Below are 20,552 nucleotides of genomic sequence, written 5' to 3'. Positions count from 1 at the left end.
CTAGTCACTAGTCACTAGCTACTAATATGGAAAATTCGCGCCAGCTTGCTTTTATTGCCCTCCGTTCAGTACAGCGGGGGGCTTATGCTGATGTTGCTTTAGATCGCATATTGCGTCAAACCGACCTAAGTAGTGTCGATCGCCGTTTGGTGACAGAATTGGTTTATGGTAGTGTCCGCCGACAGCGATCGCTTGATGCTTTGATCGATCAGTTAGCGAAAAAGAAAGCCCAGCAACAACCACCCGATTTACGTATTATTCTGCATTTAGGACTGTATCAATTGCGGTATCTCGATCATATCCCTGATGCTGCTGCTGTAAATTCTACTGTGGAGTTAGCGAAAAAAAACGGTTTCTCAGGACTCGCCAGTTTTGTCAATGGATTACTGCGTCACTATGTTCGGTTAGCAAGCAGTGAAGCAGATCTCTTAAAATTACCAGACGATCCAGTAGAACGCTTAGGAATTTTACACAGTTATCCTGACTGGATTGTCGAAGTATGGTTAAATCAATTCGGCTACGCAGAAACAGAACAACTCTGTAAGTGGTTAAATAAACCACCAGCAATTGATTTACGCATTAATTCTTTACGCACTTCTTTAGAAAAAGTAATGGCAGCACTGCAAGAAGTTGGAGTCAGTGTTACTCATGTCGCCACTCTACCCCAAGCTTTAAGATTTAACAGTAGCACGGGTGCAATTGAAAAATTACCAGGGTTTGATGCAGGTTGGTGGACAATACAAGACAGCAGTGCACAACTTGTTAGCCATATTCTCGATCCACAACCGGGGGAAGTCGTGATTGATGCATGTGCTGCACCAGGAGGAAAAACAACACACATTGCTGAATTGATGCAAGATACAGGAACAATCTGGGCGTGCGATCGCACCGTCTCGCGCTTAAAAAAACTTCAGCAAAATCTCGCACGATTACAACTCAAATCGATTCAAATCTGCACAGGTGATAGCCGCAATCTTCCTCAATTCACCGGTGTTGCAGATCGTGTCCTTCTCGATGCACCGTGTTCAGGCTTAGGTACTCTTCATCGTCATGCAGATGCCCGCTGGCGACAAACTCCCGCGACAGTACGCGAACTTATAGTTTTACAAACAGAACTTCTCTCTCACGTTGCTACTTGGGTTAAGCCTGGAGGTGTTCTTGTCTACGCGACATGTACTTTACATCCCGAAGAAAATGAAGCGATCGTTCAAGATTTCTTGACGCACCATCCGCGTTGGAGAATAGAAAGTCCCGCTGCAAACTCTCTAGGTTTCCCTTATGCTACAACCGCAGGGTGGATGAAAGTGTTACCTCATCACCAAGCAATGGATGGATTCTTTATAGTTCGTTTACAGAAAGAATCAGAATAAACTTGTATCGTGAAATAAAATTGCTAATTTTTCAAAATCTGAGGACAAAATTACATGAAAGAAGACAAAGCTAGTGTAAAAAAGTTAGTAAAAATCTTGATTGGGGCTGCTTGGGTAGATGGAGTCATCCAACCCGAAGAAAGAGAATATTTACATAAAGTAGCAATAGAAAAAGACGTGGCTGCCGATCCAGAAATTCAGCCTTTGCTCAATGAACTCAAGACTGTGCAGCCAACTGAGTGCTACGAATGGATAAAAGAGTATTTAGGAGAGCACCCTGGTTCTGAAGCTTACCAAGATTTACTAGAAGCTATCAGTGGCTTGATTTACCGTGATGGAGAAGTAGCAACAGAAGAAGCACGACTTCTTACCAAATTACAATCATTGGATACAGCAGATAGTTCTCCTCAAAGAGCTTACTCTACTGTACTCAAAGGAATTCAGACGCTTTACCGACGCTGGGTCAGCACTCAAAGCTAGGTATAAAATAGCACAGATAATAACTAAGATTTTGGCTCACCAACACCTGGAGTTTCTTCTTTCTTAACCTCTGGCACAATATCTGGGCGCTCTTTATTTTCCCAACCAACGGGGCGTTTGGAGTTGTACCAAGCGATCGAACCAATAGTAGTAGCAGCGATAAAGCCAACAACAATAGCTGCGGTAGCAGCAACGGGAAAGTGAGGAACGTTATCTGTTGCTGCTTGCATTAATATTTCCATGATTATTCTTCCTATATTTAGTCAGTACTGCTTTTAAGACCGTATAAAAACACAATATAACTTACATCCACCCCAAGTTTGATCCCAATGTGAGAGATCGGAATTTGAGAAGCAGAGGACACAGGGTAGGCGGGTAGTAAAGAACAATAATAATTAAATCTCTCCCACACTCCCACACTCCCACACTCCTACAACCACTCATCACTCTTTCGTCGGTACAACATAACCAGCATCAGACGTTCCAGAAGAACTGTTAGCTGGAGGTAGCTCTTTTCTTGGAGTATCAGACTGGCGCAGGTTGCGTAAACGTTCTCGTAGTTCTCCTTGCGGTGGTGTAGGTGTTTGAGCGCTTCCTGGATTGACAGGAGGTGAGGCTGGGCGTTCGTTACGACGACGCGATCGCCTTCTAGGTTGAGGTGCGATTGCTTCTGACTGATTGCGGCGATAACTTCTGCGACGGTTGTTGCTCAAATCAGAATTTCTGTTAGATGAAGGTCTTCTCCTCGTTGAAACTCGCTTCGGTTTAATCGGTTGTGCCTTAATACTACCCTTGCGCCCTGTTAAAGTTGGACGTTCTGAGAAATCTTCTACTGGGATATCTTCTACTGCGCTCATCATAAATTGACGCCAGGTAGCAGCAGCAGTACCGCTATTACCCCAAGTTGGTTCATTGTTATCGTTTCCTAGCCAAACCCCAGCAACAAGTTGCGGAATATAGCCCACGAACCAGAGATCGCGTGATTCATCTGAAGTTCCTGTTTTTCCAGCAACAGGACGATTTAAAGATGCAGGGCGTCCGGTTCCTGCTTGCACTACATTTTGTAGCATCCAAGTTGTAATTGCCGCGCTACCTGGATCTAAAACTCGCTTTGGTTTATGTTCAGTACTGTAAAGAACTTCTCCACTCCGGTTGAGAATTCGGCGAATTCCGTGTGGTTCTACGTGCATGCCTTGAGTTGCAAGCGTACCATAAGCACTTGTGAGTTCGAGTAAATTAACTTCAGATGAACCAAGTGCAAGCGAGTACATCGGTTGTAGTTGTGACTTGATTCCCATTTGTTGTGCGAGTTTAATCACGGGATCAAAGCCTACGTCAATCAGGACCTTAACTGCGATCGTATTAATCGAACTTGTCAAAGCATCCCGCATTGTTAGCCAACCACGAAACTCACGGCTATAGTTTTTTGGTTCGTATCCTTCGACGATGTAAGGAGCATCCAAGTAGGAATTGTAAGGAGAAAGTCCTGTAGCGATCGCTGCTGTATAGACAAAGCCTTTAAATGTCGATCCTGGCTGACGCTGTGCTTGAGTAGCGCGGTTAAACTGATTTTTCTCAAAGTCTTTTCCACCTACTAAAGCTCTAATTTCACCATTGCGAGGATTAATTGCTACCAAGGCGGCTTGCTCAAAATTTTGCCACCTACCATTGTTTGTGACGGTGTTCTTGACTGCTGTCTCTGCTGCATTTTGCCACTGCGCATTTAATGTTGTCTCGACAATTAAACCACCCGCTTCAATGACTTCTGGCGCAACATACTTGGGTAATTCCTTTTGGATATAAGTTGTGAAGTAGGGTGCTGTAACTTGGAGGCGCTTGGGTAAATTGGTATTGAGAGTAATCGGTGCAGTTCTTGCTGCAGTTGCGGTTGCTGCATCAAGTACTTGATCCTCACGCATTCTTTGTAAGACTAAATTCCGCCGTTGTTGTGCTGTTGCTAAATTTACTGCTGGCGAGTAACGGCTTGGGGCAGGGGCTAAACCCGCAATCATTGCCATTTCTGGTAAAGTCAGCTCGTCTACTGGTTTACTGAAATACACCCATGCAGCATCTGCAACGCCATACGCACCCTCGCCTAAATATACTAAGTTGAGATAGCGCTCTAGAATCTGTTCTTTGGTTAAATTTGCTTCTATTTTCTGCGAGAGCCGAATTTCTTTCAGTTTGCGCCAAATTGTGCGATCTTGATTTAAAAACAGAATTCTGGCAAGCTGCTGTGTAATCGTACTACCACCTTCCACAACGTTGGCAGAGCGCAAGTTAGACAGTGTTGCCCTAGCAATTCCTTGGTAGTCGATCCCATTGTGTTGATAAAAACGGCGATCTTCTGAAGCAATAAATGCTTGCACTAATGGCTCAGGAATTTCTGCTAGCTTGAGTTGTTCGCGAGTTGCTGGTCCAGTTTGTTGCAGAATAGTACCATCGGCAGCTTTAATCGTTAGAGTTTCATCTCGTACCACCGTAAATAGTTCTGCTGTTTGAGGCAAACTTTGCTCAATAGAAAACCAAATTCCGCCTAAGGCGATCGCACTACCCCCAATACCAATAAACCAAAGCGAACGACGATGTTGCGGGTGCTTTCCTGTAGATGAGGACACTAGTTGCTTGATCTGAGTCACAATTTTGGCAATTTTCCGGCGGGGAAGTTGCTGACGACTTGGAGTTGTCTTAGTTTTTTTTGCTGGTTCAGTGTTACGGATTGCTTCTTGTTCCTTAAACCAGGGCATATTTGGCACGTTACTTCCTCGCTTCACTCCATTTCAAATGCAGCCCATTTATTAGTTATTTTATTTTTTGTCTATTTTACGACTTGATGGAAAGCAACGTTGTGAATCGAGCAACTGAAACTGAGTTTTCGCTGGTGGAGTAGAGATCAAGAAATCAATATCAAAACGCACAGCAGCTAAAAATCAGAAATTCATTAGCCCCAACTTTACCGGTGATTAGTGGCATGGTTAGAGTTGAGGTGAATAGATTTGATCTAATGAGTGACAGGATAGTAGAAGTTGAAGACACATGGTTTATGTGCGATCGCACTGGGAAGTAATTTAGGAGACTCTCGCAATACCGTAGCAGCTGCATTAAAAAGTTTAAGCGCTACGCCTCATATCACTTTAATAGCTCAATCAAGCTGGTATCAAACCGCTGCTGTTGGTCCACCACAACCAGATTATATTAATGGCTGTGTTGTGTTGCAAGTACAAATGGCTCCACAGTTAATACTAGAAATTCTATTGGATATTGAAGCTCAATTCGGTAGAATACGGCGAGAACGCTGGGGACCGCGATCGCTCGATCTTGACTTACTACTTTACGACGATTTCATTCTTGATACTCCAACACTGCAAATTCCCCATCCACGTATGCGCGATCGCGCCTTTGTGTTAGTACCTTTAGCAGAAATTGCTCCGAATTGGATTGAACCTGTATCCGGTAAAGCGATCGCCCAACTCGTTCAAGAGGTAGACTGTTCTGGTGTTATTCGTCTTTGAAATCGTATTAACGAGTTAAACATAATTATTGATCCCCTCGCCCCTAACCCCTCACTCCTAGCCCCTCGCTTATGCCCCCAGGTAAAGAACCTCCACAACTACTCAGACAGCATCTCTACTATCGCGGACGCAAATTTGATTTTGAAGTGAGTCGTCTGCGCCTCCCTAATCAAGCAGAAGGAGACTGGGAATGCATTCGTCATCCAGGAGGTGCGCTAGCTGTACCTATCACCCCAGAAGGTAAGCTGATTCTTCTCAAACAGTACCGTTTTGCAGTACAAGGACGACTTTTAGAGTTTCCAGCAGGTACCGTAGAACTTAACGAAGATCCTTTTAAGACAATTCAAAGAGAAATTCAAGAAGAAACTGGCTACCGCGCTCACCAATGGCAAAAATTAGGACAATTTTTCCTAGCTCCAGGGTATTCTGATGAAGTCATTTATGCTTTCTTAGCACAGGATTTAGAATTACTAGAACAGCCACCACATCAAGATATCGATGAGGATATGGAAACTGTACTGATGGCTCCACAAGAATTAGAACAAGCCATTTTAGATGGCGAAGCAGTTGATGCTAAATCAATTTCTAGCTTCTTGCTGGCAAAACCATTTTTGAATCAAATTTAGCATCAATCTTGAGAAACTCGGCACACGACACCGCAGCTATATAGAAAATAGCTTATTTCATTGGGTAAAACCTAATTTTTATTGGTATGAGTCCACGAAGGTGGACTTCGTTTTTAAGCCGCGACTGAAGTCGCCAGGCTAGGCTGTACATAAAGGAGATGATTATGAGCCTCAAGTGGCTGGAATGGTCACAAAAATTGCAGGCGATCGCGCAAAATGGACTTACTTACAGTCAAAGTCCCTACGATAGCGAACGATACCAGCAAATACGTCAAATTGCAGCTGATATCATGGCAACTTACGCTCATGAAATACCAACATATGTCTGCGATTTATTTAGCAAAGAAGAAGGTTACGCAACTCCTAAGATAGACGTTAGAGGTGTTGTCTTTCATAATAATCAAATTCTTTTGGTTAAAGAACGCGAGGATGGCTGCTGGACATTGCCTGGAGGATGGGTTGATGTAGGAGAATCACCCAGCAATGCAGTTGTGCGTGAAGTGTACGAAGAGTCAGGTTATCACACACAAATTGTCAAACTATTAGCAATATACGATCGCAATCATCCGCGTCATCGACATCCACCTCTACGACATCACGTCTACAAACTTTTTTTTCAATGTCAATTAATTGGTGGTAGCCCAGCAGAAAGCACAGAAACATCAGAAGCAGCCTTCTTTGCAAAGCAAAATCTTCCAGAACTTTCACTCACTCGCGTTGTTCCTTCCCAAATTGCGCGTCTGTTTGAGCATTATCGAAATCCTGATTGGCAAGCAGATTTTGACTAGATGTTCGATGTTCTTGCAGCTAGTAAGATACTCATCTCACAACCAAGATCTGAATCAACCCAATTAACTGATGCTAACAGCATTTAAACTATTAGTACAAAAGAACTATTTTTAAATCCTAATGTCTAATTTAACTTTATTCTGGCACCGTCGTGATTTGCGTATTTCAGACAATACCGGACTAGCCGCCGCAAGCAAGCATCAAAAAGTCGTTGGGGTGTTTTGTCTCGATCCCAACATTCTAGAACGCGATGACGTCGCTCCCGTGCGCGTAACTTACATGATTGGGTGTTTACAAGCCCTACAACAGCGATATACAGAAGTTGGTAGTGAATTACTCATTCTTCACGATCACCCCGTACAAGCGATTCCCAGGCTTGCCACAGCGTTGAATGCTCAAGCTGTATTCTGGAATTGGGATGTTGAGCCGTATTCTCAAGAACGCGATCGCGCTGTGATGGAGGCTCTAAAAGAAAAGGGCATTCAAGTTTTACACGAAAACTGGGATCAAATTCTCCACACTCCTGATGAAATTTACACTGGTTCTAACCAGCCTTATACTGTATTTACTCCTTTTTGGCGCAACTGGAGCAGTAAACCCAAAGCTGAACCTGTAGCAACTTTACAAGGTGTCACAGGGTTAACATCAGCAGAACAAGAAACTGCGCAGCAAGCAGGAGTTATTCCACTTCCCACAGCTAAAGATTTAGGATTTATTTGGGATCGCGATTTAATCATTGCCCCAGGCGAAATTGCAGCGCAGGAAAGGCTAGAAGAATTTACCTACAAAGCGATTACTGAGTACAAAGAACAGCGGAATTTTCCTGCCATTGATGGAACATCTCAACTCAGCGCCGCGCTCAAATTTGGTGCAATTGGCATTCGCACAGTGTGGGCGGCAACGATCGCCGTATTAGAAAATAGCCGCAGTGACGAAACTGATACAAGTATCCGCGCTTGGCAACAAGAACTGGCTTGGCGGGAATTCTACCAACACGCAATGTATCACTTTCCTGAATTAGCAACAGGAGCTTATCGCGAAGCTTTCAAAAATTTTCCTTATGAAAACAACGAAGAACTTTTTCAAGCCTGGTGCGAAGGTAGAACTGGCTACCCAATTGTCGATGCAGCCATGCGTCAGATGAACGAAAGTGGCTGGATGCACAACCGTTGTCGCATGATTGTGGCAAATTTCCTTACTAAAGATTTGTTAATCGATCCGCGTTTAGGGGAAAAATACTTTTATCAACGACTCATTGATGGCGATCTCTCAGCAAATAATGGTGGCTGGCAGTGGAGTGCATCCAGTGGCATGGACCCCAAACCTGTACGCATCTTTAACCCTGCAAGTCAAGCTCAAAAGTTCGATCCTGAAGGCGAATATATTCGGCAATGGGTGCCTGAATTACGCTCGGTAGACACCGAGTATTTACTCAGTGGCAATATTTCTGAACAAGAAAGAGAAGCTCTCGGCTATCCGTTACCAATTGTGGATCACAAACTGCAACAAAGACAGTTTAAAGCAATTTACGCACAGCAAAAAGGGTACTCGGTAATTGGTTAAAGGGAGATTAATGATGACTAATGCTCAACTGGCAGTAAACTAAAATGCAGTAAAACAACTACCAATTACCAGTTACCATTTACCATTTACCAAAATGCCACGAGGATTAAAGTGAAAGTCTTAGTTATCGGTAGTGGAGGGCGCGAACACGCGATCGCTTGGAAACTATTGCGATCGCCACAAGTTGAACTCTTTTGTGCGCCTGGTAATGGTGGGACAGCAATGCTAGAACGCTGTCAAAATCTGCCTTTGAGTGTTGAAGACTTTGATGGTATCGGAGAATTTGCGCGATCGCATAACATCGATCTGGTTGTCGTTGGTCCTGAAGTTCCTCTGGCACTGGGAATCACAGATTACTTACAGCGCCAAGGAACGAAAGTGTTTGGTCCAACACGCGCTGGCGCACAAATTGAAGCAAGTAAGGCGTGGGCAAAAGCTTTAATGCAAGAAGCAAAAATCCCCACGGCAAAAGCCGTCATATTTCATCAAGCTGCCGCTGCTAAAGATTATGTAAAATCCCAAGGAGCACCGATTGTTGTCAAAGCTGATGGTTTAGCTGCTGGTAAAGGTGTCACAGTTGCCGAAACTATTGATCAAGCCCACAGCGCAATCGAAGCCATTTTTCAAGGGCAATTTGGTAAAGGGGAATTTGTCGTCATCGAAGAATGCTTAACTGGTCAAGAAGCCTCGGTTTTAGCTCTCACTGATGGTTTAACAATTCGCCCCCTTTTACCTGCACAAGATCATAAACGCATCGGGGAAGGTGATACAGGGGAGAATACCGGCGGCATGGGAGTGTATGCGCCTACACCCATTGTCACCTCAGATTTAATGGCAGAAGTTGAAGCAAAAGTTTTACAAAGCGCGATCGCAACTCTCAAAAACAAGGGAATTGACTATCGCGGCGTACTTTATGCTGGTTTAATGATCAGTCCCAACGGGGAATTCAAAGTTTTAGAGTTCAACTGTCGTTTTGGCGATCCTGAAACTCAAGCAATTTTACCGCTCCTCGAAACACCTTTGGAAGATTTATTACTTGCTTGTGTAGAACAGCGATTAGCACAAATGCCTCCCATCGCTTGGAAAACAGGTGCATCAGCTTGTGTGGTGATTGCTGCAGGCGGCTATCCTGGAACTTATGAAAAAGGAAAAGTCATTACTGGTATTGACTCTGCAGAAGCATTAGGCGCAAACGTTTTCCACGCTGGAACCCAACTTACATCCCTCACCCCTTCCCTCGTCACAGATGGTGGTCGAGTTTTAGGAGTCACTGGAACTGGTGATAACTTTGAACAAGCGATCGCTCTTGCTTATCAAGCAGTTAATTGCATTAAATTTGAGAAAATGTACTATCGGCGTGATATTGGCTACCGAGTCAAATCAAAAGCTGTTAATTTTTAGTTGTTAGGTTTTAACAGAAGCCACCACTAACAACTTACAGAAGATGCTAGCTTTACTGCAGAAAATTCGCGAAGCGATCGCCCATTGGTGGTCAGAGTTTACACTCCAGACTAAGCTAATGGCTGCTGCCACGTTGGTGGTTTCATTGATCATGAGCGGTCTAACTTTCTGGGCAGTCAATACCATTCAACAAGATGCCCGTCTTAACGATACTCGCTTTGGTCGCGATCTTGGTCTGTTGCTGGGGTCTAATGTCGCCCCTCTAATTGCTGAAGATAATTTGACAGAAGTCGCCCAATTCTCACAACGCTTCTATAGTAGTACCTCAAGCGTGCGCTATATGCTCTACGCTGATGAGTCTGGCAAAATCTTCTTTGGCATACCTTTCTGGGATTCGGAGGTGCAAAACTCATTAACTATTGAGCGCCGCATTCAACTGCCAGATGACTACGCTGCCAATGCAGAATTACCAATGGTGCGGCAGCATCGTACGCCTGATGGTATTGTGACTGATGTTTTTGTGCCTTTAACACACAATGGTACATATTTAGGTGTTTTAGCAATTGGTACAAACCCCAATCCTACTGTCATCACATCATCTAATCTCACGCGGGATGTCACGATCGCCGTATTTATTTCAATTTGGGTAATGGTAATTCTCGGTGCGGTTTTCAATGCGCTATATATTACTAAACCAATCAAAGAACTACTTGTCGGAGTCAAAAACATTGCTGCGGGAAATTTTAAGCAGCGGATTGATTTACCAGTTGGTGGCGAACTTAAAGAGTTAATTTTTAGTTTTAATGAAATGGCAGAGCGTTTAGAACGCTATGAAGAACAAAATATTGAAGAATTAACCGCACAAAAAGCAAAGCTTGAAACACTCGTTTCCACAATTGCTGATGGTGCAATCTTGCTCGACACTGATATTCATGTAGTATTAGTGAATCCGACTGCAAGACGAATGTTTGGTTGGGATAGCGCACCTGTAGTTGGTAGTAATGTTTTGCATCATTTGCCGCCAGTACTACAGATGGAATTATCACGTCCCTTGTATCAACTTGCATCAGGCGATCGTGACAGTGCTGAGTTTCGCATTTCTCTCAATCAACCTACAAGTCGCACAATTCGGATTCTTTTGACAACAGTTCTCGATCAATATCGAGAAAGCCTCAAAGGTATTGCTATGACGGTGCAAGATATCACTCGTGAAGTCGAACTTAATGAAGCTAAAAGTCAGTTTATCAGTAATGTCTCACATGAGTTAAGAACACCTTTGTTTAATATCAAAACTTATATTGAAACCTTACACGACTACGGCGAAGATCTCGATGAAGAACAGCGCCGTGAGTTTCTTCAAACTGCTAACAATGAAACTGATCGTCTGACACGTCTCGTTAATGATGTTTTAGATTTATCGCGTTTAGAATCGTGCCGCATTTATCATTTTGATGCAGTAGATGTTGCTCAAGCCATCGATCAAACTCTGCGTAATTATCAATTAAATGCTAAAGATAAAGGTATAGAATTAATTCAAGAAATTGAGCCAAAGCTACCTCCAGTATTAGGAAATTATGACTTATTACTGCAAGTGTTTACTAATCTAGTAGGTAATGCTTTGAAATTTACTAATGCAGGTGGCAAGGTTGTGATTCGCGCTTATTTACTAGAGAGCATTAAATCAAAACACAATGTATCTCTGCTTAACCCTCACCCACTCACAGGGAAAGTTCGTATCGAAATTTCAGATACAGGGATGGGAATTGATCCCGAACATCAAGAGAAAATTTTTGGTCGTTTCTTTCGGGTAGAAAACCGCGTTCATACTCTTGAGGGAACAGGGTTAGGACTATCAATTGTTAGAAACATCATTGATAAGCACCATAGCAGCGTACACTTAGTCAGTGAGGTTGGCATAGGTACAACGTTTTGGTTTGATCTTGCTGTGTTTCAAGAAGCAATTTTAGAAAATTCGTCAACCGTGACAGCAGATGACAATTAGCACGAGGGTTAGGCACGGTGAATACTGAAAATCAAATTAAAGTAGGCTCATTGGAATGGTTTTATCGAGAAACTAAGCCGAGTCAGAGTTTAAACAAGCCACCAGTGCTTTTACTGCATGGTATTCCTGCCCAAAGCTACATCTGGACAGCAATAATGCCTACTCTGGCAGAAAAAGGTTTTCGCGCGATCGCTCCTGATTGGATTGGGTTTGGCTTTTCTGCTAAGCCCGATCGGCGTGATTTTGCTTACACCCCAGACGCTTTTGTCACTGCTTTTACTGAATTCATCCAAGCATTGGAAATTCCGCGCTTTTCCCTAGTCGTGCAAGGTTTTTTAGGTTCTGTTGGTTTACAATACGCCTTACGCCATCCTCAGCAAATTGAACGCTTAGCAATTCTTAATGCACCCGTTTCTCCAAGTGCCAAACTACCGTGGAAGCTAAAGCAATTAGGACTTCCTTTTATGGGCGACATGCTAACACAAGATCCACTTTTAGTTGATCGTACTTTAGAAGGTGGTAGTCGCTATCAAATAGGCGAGAAAGAACTCAATGTTTACCGCAAACCTTTTTTGACAAGTTCTGCTGCTGGGCGATCGCTTTTGGCTACTGTACGCAATCTTCAACTCCAATCATCACTCGCTGAAATTGCATCCGGCTTACAACAATGGCAACAACCAACGATGGTTATCTGGGGAGTAAAAGATCCTTGGCTGTCAATAACTGATGTCCAGGATACTGTCGATTCTTTAAACAATGTCGAACTTGTCCAAATACCTGAAGCAGGACACTATCCCCAAGAACATTGGTCAGAAAAAGTTGGCGATTTACTACAATTATTTTTGCGTCGTGCCACTTGATGTGTCTAGTAGTAGTTCGAGCTTTATTAATAAGTCCACAGAGGTGGACTTATTTTGTTTAGCTGTGAATTTATTTGCTTAGTATTTATGACTAAGTGCTTTGTGGAGAGTTGGTATAACAGCTACAAAGTATTCATTGTAGAGCTTCATTGCTTTTCAGTTACAGTTATTCCATTTTATTCCTATCACTTAGGATAGATTATTTCTTTTTCAAAGTTCTTTTCTTAATCAAATCTTTAAACAATTCATACAAAAAAACAATATTTTTTTATTTTTATCTTCAAAATGCTTGTTAAATTACTATTGATTATATGTATAAGCTTCAATAAAATCTCATTGTAAAGCACACTGATCTCAAAGGTTATCTAACTCAATAGATCGCGCTTACAAGAGTTTGGCGCTAAAAATTCTGTCTTCATACAGGCATTTAACTGTTTGCTATTAGCTTCTCTCATTTTTTTAAAAATTTGAGAAATATTGATCTACCTATCCGAAAAATAAAAGATGTCGTACAACTTAAAGCTATTAGAAAGCTTTAGCTCAAATATTCCTAATAGTTCTCTTACTTCAGAGCCAAACTTATCAGTAATATCGCCCAGTACGACTTCAGAACTGGCTGAGCCATTGATCCGTGCCAATAATAGATCGAGTCGTTCTGTAACTTATTCTCCTACTGACCTCACCAATCCAATCGAGGCAAGCGCCTTTCACAATAATGATTTATTAACTCAGATGAGTGTCAGTCAGGAAGTTCAAGAAATTCCACATTCAACATTTGATAATTATCTATATGCTACAAGTTACCCGCCAGACGGTAGTAGCAATCCATTAAGCACTACAAGCATTAATCCTATTTTTACTAACTTTAGTGTCTTTGATGCTTCTGGAGATAATACTGCCACTAGTGTTTTTGAAAGTGGAGCTTTACGCCTCAGCTATAACTTAGCAAACGCAGTTTCTTTATCAAATGTCCGCTTAGAGGTACTAAGAAGCGATCGCGTTGTCTCGACTCTAGGATCTTGGAATCAAGCTAATTTATCTAATGAGTTAATAAACCTTGCCAGCTTTTCCAACTTTACTGGAGGAATTTATCAACTGCGTGCAATTGTTCGCACTAGTAATGGTCAAGAGTTTTCTTCTGCGTCTCAAGCAATGAAGGTACTGTCTTGGAATCGGACTAATGGCACTTTTGCAGGTGAAACCATAAACTACACAGCAGAGTTGGGCACAGGTGCCGTCATTATAGGACGAGGTGGTACAGACACGTTGAATCTGTCTGGAATTTCTCCCTCTCATATCACAAGTATCAATGGCATGAGCCTTGCTGCTTTTAATCCATTGTCTGGCTCAACGACTAACCAAGCAGTTTTTGGAGGGACAGCCTTCGATTACATAAATCTTGCTGATGGTCGAGAAATTTACTTGCAAGGTATTGAGAGACTGCGCTTTACGGACTCCTCAACCTTTGAACTGGAAGTACGCACTAACGATACCTTCTTTGGCTCTCAATGGAACCTACACATATCTGATGTAAGTAGCGCATGGCGCTTTACTCAAGGAACTAGCAACGTCTTACTAGCTTCTTTAGATACAGGGATTTTAACAGCAGCTGGTGCTGCTGGAGGCATTGCTGATATTTCAACAAATCGCTTGATTACTGATCCTAGTGATGATGACAACTTCAACAATTACGGACATGGACATTCTGCGATTAGTATCATGTCTGCAACTGCCAACAATGCCTCTGGTATTTCAGGAATTAACTGGAATAGCAGTGTGTATGTAAACGATGTATATCGAGGTGTATCTCTACAGCAAGCAATTAGAGATACGATTAGCTATGCGCGGGCTAGGAATCAAAAAGTAGTTTTCCAAGGTGGAATTCAAGGTAATTGGTTTAATAGTGGCGGTACGCGAGAGCAACTTGAACAATTAATTCGAGATAATTCTGATGTTGCTATCTTTGCTATTGCAGCGGGTAATGGTGGTCCTGGTGGAAATCTTTCTGATCCTAGCTATTTAACTAGTGTAAGCGGCGTTGCTCAATTAGAAACGACGCATAATAATGTAATTTCTGTTGGAGCACTTAGGAACACAAGTGCTACGACGACAATTAATGGTTTGACAAATGCTGTCTCAGTAAATATTGCTAGTTACTCTAACCGTGGTTCTAATTTGACACTCATGGCAGCGACAGATTCTCCAGCAATGGACAAGTTGGGTAATATGCGCTTTTTCGGTGGAACATCGGGTGCTAATCCTAATGTGGCTGGAATTGCTTCCTTAGTATGGAGTGTTAATTCAACCTTGTCAGGAGGACAAGTACGTCAAATCTTAATAGACACAGCAATGGACTTAGGAACGCCTGGTAGAAATAATACTTTTGGTTATGGATTAGTCAATGCTGACGCTGCGGTGCGTCGCGCATCAGCACTACAGCGTAGTTCTGACTTAGCTAGTCTTTATTCCGGTCGTTCGATATTTGTGTAAAAGGAAACGCGATCTATGCAGGAGTTTTTGAACGTCCTGGCACTTATACAATATCAACACTCGTAATGTTCGCGTTAGATTAAAACCGAGCAACTGCAACTAATCTTAAGAAAACAACAAGCCCTCTCAAAAGTTAATAAACTCCAGCAATTTGCGACCAAGTTGTCAATATAAAAACACTTAAAGTAACAATTGCTAACGCTCCCTGAATTAAATTTCCTACTAAAGAACCGACAACAATTCCTACTCCAGCTTTAACAGCTAATCGCCAACTACGTTGATAAAAATATTCGCCAATAATTGCACCAAGTAAAGGTCCGAGTAAAATACCAAGTAGAGGTCCGCCGAAAGGTAAAGTTGGTAATAAGCCTAAAAAACCTAAGATTAAACCAATAATTGCACCTATTTGCCCCCACTTGCTTGCACCTGCGCGTTTTGCCCCCCAATAACTTGCTAAAAACTCAATTCCAATACTTGCAAGTAGGACAGCGATCGCCACGACGAGTGGTACAATAATGCTACTTAAAGAGCCTTGTACAACTCCCCAAATAATAATTGCCATTAAAATTAAACTGGTTCCAGGAATTCCTGGAACCACAGCCCCAATTACGCCAACAATCATCAGAGCAATTAATACCCAATACAGAATTAACATAATTCATCCAGAGACAGCAGCGGTGTGGTTTGTATTGTTTTTTAGAGTGACACTCAACTTATCTGCAATTCCAGCAATCCAACTTTCGTCTTGCTTAGTATAACTACGAGGCGCATTAGCCGCTAGAACTAAAGCTCCCTCTTGACCTATTGGTTGTACAATGACACCTTGAGTGTTCTCTGGCAAATAGTCAAACTCAATTTTTCCTGGATATATCTTTAAATCAACCAAGTATACAGGTTTGTGCTTGTCTAGCACTCGTTGTAAAATCGCTCCTGGTTTGACTTCTGATTTTTTGCCTAGAATTCCGCGCCGTAATAACACTTTACCTTGATAGAAGACGATGAGCGATCGCGTTGCTGTATTTGTTAATAGCAAGTGCGATGCCCAAGCTAATTCTGTTGCGACTGCTTCTGGCAATTGTGCTATTTCAAACCCTTCTTGACCGATTAAAGTGACGATATCAGGCGATCGCGGTGTAATTTGCTGCCACAGTAAACCAGTTAGAATTAACCCAGCACTTAAAATTATCCCTAACGCATCTGCGCGTGCTTGTGAACCGTTCAACTCCGGCGTCAGTAAACGGTTGATTAGCAATAATATTCCTCCCAATCCACCAACAATAATTGGTAGCAGCCGGAAAAATCGATGTTGATCTGGTTTAACCATCATACAGCTATTAGCAGTTAGCTTTTACCTTACTCCTCTCCTGGTTCAATGATGCGTTGAAAAAGATAACCTGTCCCCCTAGCAGTGAGAATCAGTTCAGGATTGCTTGGATCGTCTTCTAATTTAGCTCGCAAGCGGGAAATATGAACGTCTACTACGCGAGTATCTACGTGTCTTTCTGGAGTGTAACCCCAAACCTCTTGTAAAATTTCTGACCGAGAAAAAGCTTCTCCCGAACGGCTTACAAGTAGCTCAAGTAGGCTAAATTCCATTCCTGTTAACCGAATTCGTTCGTCTCCTTTGTAAACTTGGCGCTTGTTTGTATCAATACGTAATTGACTAACATGAATCACACCGGAACTTGGGATTCCTGTCACACCTGTTTTATCTACTCGCCGCAATACAGAACGAATTCTTGCTTCGAGTTCTTTAGGAGAAAACGGTTTGACAACATAATCATCTGCACCTAACTCTAGCCCAGTGATGCGATCTGCGACATCTCCTAGGGCTGTTAGCATAATAATTGGGACATCTGATTCCTTACGCAGCTCTTGGCAAACTCCATAGCCATCTAACTTGGGCATCATGACATCAAGAACAACTAAGTCGGGTTGAGCTTTGCGAAATGTATCTAATGCTTCTTCCCCGTCAGCTGCTGTAACAACGTCATACCCAATCATGGACAGTCGAGTTTCCAAAATACGACGTATGCTTGCTTCGTCATCCACTACCAAAATTTTTTCTTTATGACTTTCCAATCTTCTTCGCGCTCCTTAATTGGATTTTATGAAACTTAATTTTTAGTACCATTAATTTAAGATTCTACCTGATTTGTGTATTAAAAAAGAGCGAATTTTCTGCTAAAAATTGATTTTAATTTTTTTTAAACTTTCAGTTTTCTAAACATATTTTAACACTTAGTAAATAGCCAATGCCGAAGCCTCGAACTTATTACGTTTGCAATGAATGTGGTGCAGAGTCTCCTCAGTGGTTTGGTAAATGTCCTGCCTGTGGAACCTATAATTCTTTAGAAGAACAAATTGAGTCAACAACATCAGCAATACCTAGTCGTGCCGGTTTACAAATTAGCCGAAGTCATCACAAATCTGCAGCAAAACCTGCCAAGCCAAGGGCATCACTTACTTTTGCTCAAATTAGCGATCGCCACGTGACACGCTGGATTTCTGGCTATGGTGAACTTGATAGAGTGCTAGGTGGAGGCATTGTTCCTGGTTCTTTAGTTTTGATTGGGGGAGACCCTGGAATTGGTAAATCAACTTTGCTTTTACAAGTTTCAAATCAACTCGCACAAAAGTATCGCATACTTTATGTTTGTGGAGAAGAATCAGGACAACAAGTAAAACTTAGAGCTTCACGTTTAGGAGTATCAAATCTAGTTAATGAGCCAAATAACAAAGAAGCAAATAGCAATTTATCACAACACAATGCCACTGCCACTGAAATAGCGGTTGGTGCAGATTTGTATGTATTACCTGAAACTGATCTTGAAGAAATTTTAAGAGAAATTGACTCGCTTAAACCGAATGTTGCCGTAATAGATAGTATTCAAACAGTTTATTTTCCTACACTGACTTCGGCTCCTGGTTCTGTTGCACAAGTCCGCGAGTGCACTGCGGCTTTAATGCAAGTTGCCAAACGTGACGATGTAACAATGTTGATTGTTGGTCATGTTACCAAAGAAGGAGCAATCGCTGGACCTAAAGTTTTAGAACACTTGGTTGATACTGTTTTATATTTTGAAGGCGATCGCTTTGCTTCACATCGGCTGTTGAGAACTGTCAAAAATCGGTTCGGTGCAACGCATGAAATTGGCATCTTTGAAATGATTGATAGCGGATTGCGCGAAGTTGCAAATCCTTCTGAATTATTTTTAGGTAATCGCGATGAACCTGCACCTGGAACTGCAATTGTTGTTGCTTGTGAAGGTACGCGCCCAATTGTTGTCGAGTTACAAGCTTTAGTCAGTCCTACAAGTTATGCTTCTCCTCGTCGTTCAACAACCGGTGTAGATTACAACCGTTTGTTACAAATCTTAGCAGTATTAGAAAAACGAGTCGGCATTCCGCTGTCTAAGTTAGACACTTATGTTGCTTCTGCAGGTGGTTTGAACGTTGAAGAACCTGCCGTCGATCTAGGAGTCGCAATTGCTGTTGTCGCATCTTTTCGCGATCGCGTTGTCGATCCTGGAACAGTTTTAATTGGAGAAGTTGGTTTAGGTGGACAATTACGGGCTGTTTCTCAAATGGAACTCCGCTTAAAAGAAGCTGCTAAGCTTGGTTTCAAACGTGCCATTGTTCCTAAAGGACAAAATCTTCCAGACGTTAATTTAGAAATTGTTCCTGTCGCTAAAGTTCTCGACGCCATAATTGCGGCTATTCCTCCACAACACTTACAAGACTCTCTGCTACTTGATGATGATGAGCAGTAAATACAAACTTTAGACTCTAAGGAAACCAATGAAGAGTAACTTTGTTACAAAGTCTCCTCCTTATAAGGATAAGGAAAAGTTAACTTTTGGTTATGACAAGGTTAACAAACCTGCAATATACTAAGTAGTACTGGTAAAAATCTAACAATTAGAGTGACGGCGATCTAACAATTTATAGGTGAGATCCGTATTGTTGTTTGCTTGACTTGATGTTAGATAGATAAAGGCGTTTAGCAAAATAGGATCTGCGATGGTGAACCAATCTGATTTTCTCTATCCGCGCAGTCGCTACTATGGCAAAGTCAAGCCGGAGAATTTGATTTTTAATGCCAATCTCCAAGAGTTTGCCCAGCGCGTTAGCTACATATGTAATCTAGAAACTGCTGGGAAAATGTCTCCTGAAGAGTCATACAAACAAATTCATGCACTTTGGAAGGATCTCAAACGCACGAAAAAGCAACTGGGTGTTGGGGAAAATCCTTTTCAAGATGATTCCGAGAATCCTTCAATATAAATTAGTCACGATAGAATGCCAAGGTTTAGCAAATCAAGCTAGCTAAGTTCCGCGACGATACTTTGGTATAATAATCTTGTAATTGGCGCGTAGCTGCTCCCCAGCTCCAGTGTTCTGCTTCGGTACGGGCATTCTGACGAATTATTTCTCTTTGCTGTTGTTGTTCCAGTAAGCGCTTGGTGGCAGCGATCGCTCCTTGATTATCGTCATCAAGATCAAATAAATAACCGTTGACATCTGAAGTGACAATATCTGGAATACCCCCTGAATTAGCTGCTACAACAGGGCATCCTGCAGCCATTGCCTCCAGTAATACTAATCCCAATGTTTCTGTCCGAGAAGGAAAAACGAAGGCATCCGCAGAAGCAAACGCTGCAGCCAAATCTTTTCCAGTTAAATAACCTACAAAATGAGTAGGTGTTTGGGCAAAGTACTTTTCTAAAGCGCAACGATGTGGTCCATCTCCTACTAATGCTAAACGAGCTTCTGGAATCGCCAGTAAGATTGCTTTAATGCGTTCAATTTCTTTCTCTGCTGATAATCGCCCAACATAAAGTAACAAAGGACTTTCTGGATGACCTTGACTGAGATGCGATCGCATTTCTCTGCTTGCCAAGTCAGGATGAAATAATTCTGTATCTACACCTTTTTGCCACAACGCTACTCGCTCGATACCATGTGCAGCTAATTCTTGCATCATAGCGGTCGAAGTACATAAATTAATTTCCGCTTGGTTATGACCTGTTTTGAGTAATTCCCATAAAAAGCCTTCGAGCATTCCTAAACCATAATGCTGTAAATATTGTGGCAAATGCGTATGGTAAGAAGCAACCAAGGGAATTTTGAGGGTTTTGGCGTAAAATAACCCAGCTAAACCTAAAACTGCTGGATTAACAACATGAACTAGATCCGGTTGAAAGTGTTCCAACGCCTGACCAATTGCAGGTCGAGGTAGCGCCAGTTTTAACTCTGGATACAGTGGCAAGGGAAAGCCTGAAATACCGTGTACTTTAGCTCCCTTATATTCCGCAATTCCACCATCAGGTGCAAACACCATGACTTGATTGCCATTACGCTGGAGATGATCAATGGTATGGCTTAAGCGCGTGACAATGCCATCAACCTTAGGCAAAAAGGTTTCTGTAAATAGGGCGATTCGCATATATTAGAGG

18 protein-coding genes are annotated in these 20,552 nt (G+C 42.2%); 12 read left to right on the top strand and 6 right to left on the bottom strand.

What is annotated here, in order from left to right:
- Positions 1-26: 26 nt before the first annotated feature.
- Both CSQ79_RS14480 and CSQ79_RS14475 read left to right on the top strand, forming a co-directional pair.
- The gene (locus CSQ79_RS14480) at positions 27-1,370 is read left to right on the top strand and encodes a 16S rRNA (cytosine(967)-C(5))-methyltransferase (protein ID WP_099701880.1); all 1,344 of its coding nucleotides are present in this window, start codon (positions 27-29) and stop codon (positions 1,368-1,370) included.
- 54 nt (positions 1,371-1,424) lie between these two features.
- Positions 1,425-1,850, top strand: coding sequence for a tellurite resistance TerB family protein (locus tag CSQ79_RS14475; RefSeq protein WP_099701879.1), 426 nt, complete (start codon positions 1,425-1,427; stop codon positions 1,848-1,850).
- A gap of 23 nt (positions 1,851-1,873) precedes the next feature.
- On the opposite strand, the gene psb35 is transcribed toward CSQ79_RS14475, so the two are convergent.
- Together psb35 and CSQ79_RS14465 are read right to left on the bottom strand one after the other, a co-directional pair.
- Complete coding sequence (psb35, locus tag CSQ79_RS14470) at positions 1,874-2,092, bottom strand: photosystem II assembly protein Psb35 (protein WP_099701878.1); 219 nt, start codon at positions 2,090-2,092, stop codon at positions 1,874-1,876.
- Positions 2,093-2,293: 201 nt separating this feature from the next.
- The gene (locus CSQ79_RS14465; RefSeq protein ID WP_099701877.1) at positions 2,294-4,597 is read right to left on the bottom strand and encodes a transglycosylase domain-containing protein; all 2,304 of its coding nucleotides are present in this window, start codon (positions 4,595-4,597) and stop codon (positions 2,294-2,296) included.
- 279 nt (positions 4,598-4,876) lie between these two features.
- On the opposite strand from CSQ79_RS14465, the gene folK reads away from it, so the two are divergent.
- The 8 genes from folK (at position 4,877) to CSQ79_RS14425 (ending at position 15,093) form a co-directional block, all read left to right on the top strand.
- On the top strand, positions 4,877-5,362 hold the full coding sequence (folK, locus tag CSQ79_RS14460; RefSeq protein WP_099701876.1) for a 2-amino-4-hydroxy-6-hydroxymethyldihydropteridine diphosphokinase: 486 nt from the start codon (positions 4,877-4,879) through the stop codon (positions 5,360-5,362).
- 71 nt (positions 5,363-5,433) lie between these two features.
- The gene (locus CSQ79_RS14455) at positions 5,434-5,988 is read left to right on the top strand and encodes an NUDIX hydrolase (RefSeq protein WP_099701875.1); all 555 of its coding nucleotides are present in this window, start codon (positions 5,434-5,436) and stop codon (positions 5,986-5,988) included.
- A gap of 164 nt (positions 5,989-6,152) precedes the next feature.
- The gene (locus CSQ79_RS14450; RefSeq protein ID WP_099701874.1) at positions 6,153-6,776 is read left to right on the top strand and encodes an NUDIX hydrolase; all 624 of its coding nucleotides are present in this window, start codon (positions 6,153-6,155) and stop codon (positions 6,774-6,776) included.
- A gap of 121 nt (positions 6,777-6,897) precedes the next feature.
- Entirely contained in the window at positions 6,898-8,340 is a 1,443-nt protein-coding gene (locus tag CSQ79_RS14445; protein WP_099701873.1) for a cryptochrome/photolyase family protein, read from the top strand.
- Between the two features lie 111 nt (positions 8,341-8,451).
- Positions 8,452-9,741 carry a phosphoribosylamine--glycine ligase gene (gene purD, locus CSQ79_RS14440; RefSeq protein ID WP_099701872.1) on the top strand — a complete coding sequence of 430 codons (1,290 nt, stop codon included), beginning with the start codon at positions 8,452-8,454 and terminating at the stop codon, positions 9,739-9,741.
- 43 nt (positions 9,742-9,784) lie between these two features.
- Complete coding sequence (gene nblS / locus CSQ79_RS14435) at positions 9,785-11,743, top strand: two-component system sensor histidine kinase NblS (protein ID WP_099701871.1); 1,959 nt, start codon at positions 9,785-9,787, stop codon at positions 11,741-11,743.
- Between the two features lie 17 nt (positions 11,744-11,760).
- On the top strand, positions 11,761-12,603 hold the full coding sequence (locus CSQ79_RS14430) for an alpha/beta fold hydrolase (RefSeq protein WP_099701870.1): 843 nt from the start codon (positions 11,761-11,763) through the stop codon (positions 12,601-12,603).
- Between the two features lie 504 nt (positions 12,604-13,107).
- On the top strand, positions 13,108-15,093 hold the full coding sequence (locus CSQ79_RS14425) for a S8 family serine peptidase (RefSeq protein ID WP_099701869.1): 1,986 nt from the start codon (positions 13,108-13,110) through the stop codon (positions 15,091-15,093).
- Positions 15,094-15,226: 133 nt separating this feature from the next.
- On the opposite strand, the gene CSQ79_RS14420 is transcribed toward CSQ79_RS14425, so the two are convergent.
- From CSQ79_RS14420 to rpaB, 3 genes are read right to left on the bottom strand one after another with little or no spacing between them, the layout of a single operon-like run.
- Entirely contained in the window at positions 15,227-15,748 is a 522-nt protein-coding gene (locus CSQ79_RS14420) for a DUF456 domain-containing protein (protein ID WP_099701868.1), read from the bottom strand.
- A 3-nt stretch (positions 15,749-15,751) separates the two neighbouring features.
- Positions 15,752-16,417, bottom strand: a complete 666-nt coding sequence (locus tag CSQ79_RS14415) for a cofactor assembly of complex C subunit B (RefSeq protein WP_099701867.1) — start codon at positions 16,415-16,417, stop codon at positions 15,752-15,754.
- A gap of 29 nt (positions 16,418-16,446) precedes the next feature.
- The gene (gene rpaB / locus CSQ79_RS14410) at positions 16,447-17,175 is read right to left on the bottom strand and encodes a response regulator transcription factor RpaB (protein WP_099701866.1); all 729 of its coding nucleotides are present in this window, start codon (positions 17,173-17,175) and stop codon (positions 16,447-16,449) included.
- Positions 17,176-17,348: 173 nt separating this feature from the next.
- Here rpaB and radA point away from each other — a divergent pair, with 173 nt between their 5' ends.
- Positions 17,349-18,866: a DNA repair protein RadA gene (gene radA, locus CSQ79_RS14405; RefSeq protein WP_099701865.1), complete on the top strand. Its 1,518-nt coding sequence runs from the start codon at positions 17,349-17,351 to the stop codon at positions 18,864-18,866.
- 250 nt (positions 18,867-19,116) lie between these two features.
- Positions 19,117-19,380: a DUF7219 family protein gene (locus tag CSQ79_RS14400; protein WP_099701864.1), complete on the top strand. Its 264-nt coding sequence runs from the start codon at positions 19,117-19,119 to the stop codon at positions 19,378-19,380.
- Positions 19,381-19,405: 25 nt separating this feature from the next.
- On the opposite strand, the gene CSQ79_RS14395 is transcribed toward CSQ79_RS14400, so the two are convergent.
- Positions 19,406-20,542 (bottom strand): glycosyltransferase family 4 protein, encoded by a 1,137-nt coding sequence (locus tag CSQ79_RS14395; RefSeq protein WP_099701863.1) that lies wholly within the window; start codon positions 20,540-20,542, stop codon positions 19,406-19,408.
- Positions 20,543-20,552: the final 10 nt, after the last annotated feature.

Origin of the sequence: Gloeocapsopsis sp. IPPAS B-1203 (genome assembly GCF_002749975.1) — a bacterium.
GTDB lineage: Bacteria > Cyanobacteriota > Cyanobacteriia > Cyanobacteriales > Chroococcidiopsidaceae > Gloeocapsopsis.
This window is presented reverse-complemented; position numbering and strand designations above follow the sequence as displayed.

Bases quoted from the DNA above. Each gene is read 5' to 3' on its own strand.
- CSQ79_RS14480 (WP_099701880.1), top strand. From the start codon at position 27: ATGGAAAATTCGCGCCAGCTTGCTTTTATTGCCCTCCGTTCAGTACAG.
- CSQ79_RS14475 (WP_099701879.1), top strand. From the start codon at position 1,425: ATGAAAGAAGACAAAGCTAGTGTAAAAAAGTTAGTAAAAATCTTGATT.
- psb35 (WP_099701878.1), bottom strand. From the start codon at position 2,092: ATGGAAATATTAATGCAAGCAGCAACAGATAACGTTCCTCACTTTCCC.
- CSQ79_RS14465 (WP_099701877.1), bottom strand. From the start codon at position 4,597: ATGCCCTGGTTTAAGGAACAAGAAGCAATCCGTAACACTGAACCAGCA.
- CSQ79_RS14455 (WP_099701875.1), top strand. From the start codon at position 5,434: ATGCCCCCAGGTAAAGAACCTCCACAACTACTCAGACAGCATCTCTAC.
- CSQ79_RS14450 (WP_099701874.1), top strand. From the start codon at position 6,153: ATGAGCCTCAAGTGGCTGGAATGGTCACAAAAATTGCAGGCGATCGCG.
- CSQ79_RS14445 (WP_099701873.1), top strand. From the start codon at position 6,898: ATGTCTAATTTAACTTTATTCTGGCACCGTCGTGATTTGCGTATTTCA.
- nblS (WP_099701871.1), top strand. From the start codon at position 9,785: ATGCTAGCTTTACTGCAGAAAATTCGCGAAGCGATCGCCCATTGGTGG.
- CSQ79_RS14425 (WP_099701869.1), top strand. From the start codon at position 13,108: ATGTCGTACAACTTAAAGCTATTAGAAAGCTTTAGCTCAAATATTCCT.
- CSQ79_RS14420 (WP_099701868.1), bottom strand. From the start codon at position 15,748: ATGTTAATTCTGTATTGGGTATTAATTGCTCTGATGATTGTTGGCGTA.
- CSQ79_RS14415 (WP_099701867.1), bottom strand. From the start codon at position 16,417: ATGGTTAAACCAGATCAACATCGATTTTTCCGGCTGCTACCAATTATT.
- radA (WP_099701865.1), top strand. From the start codon at position 17,349: ATGCCGAAGCCTCGAACTTATTACGTTTGCAATGAATGTGGTGCAGAG.
- CSQ79_RS14400 (WP_099701864.1), top strand. From the start codon at position 19,117: ATGGTGAACCAATCTGATTTTCTCTATCCGCGCAGTCGCTACTATGGC.
- CSQ79_RS14395 (WP_099701863.1), bottom strand. From the start codon at position 20,542: ATGCGAATCGCCCTATTTACAGAAACCTTTTTGCCTAAGGTTGATGGC.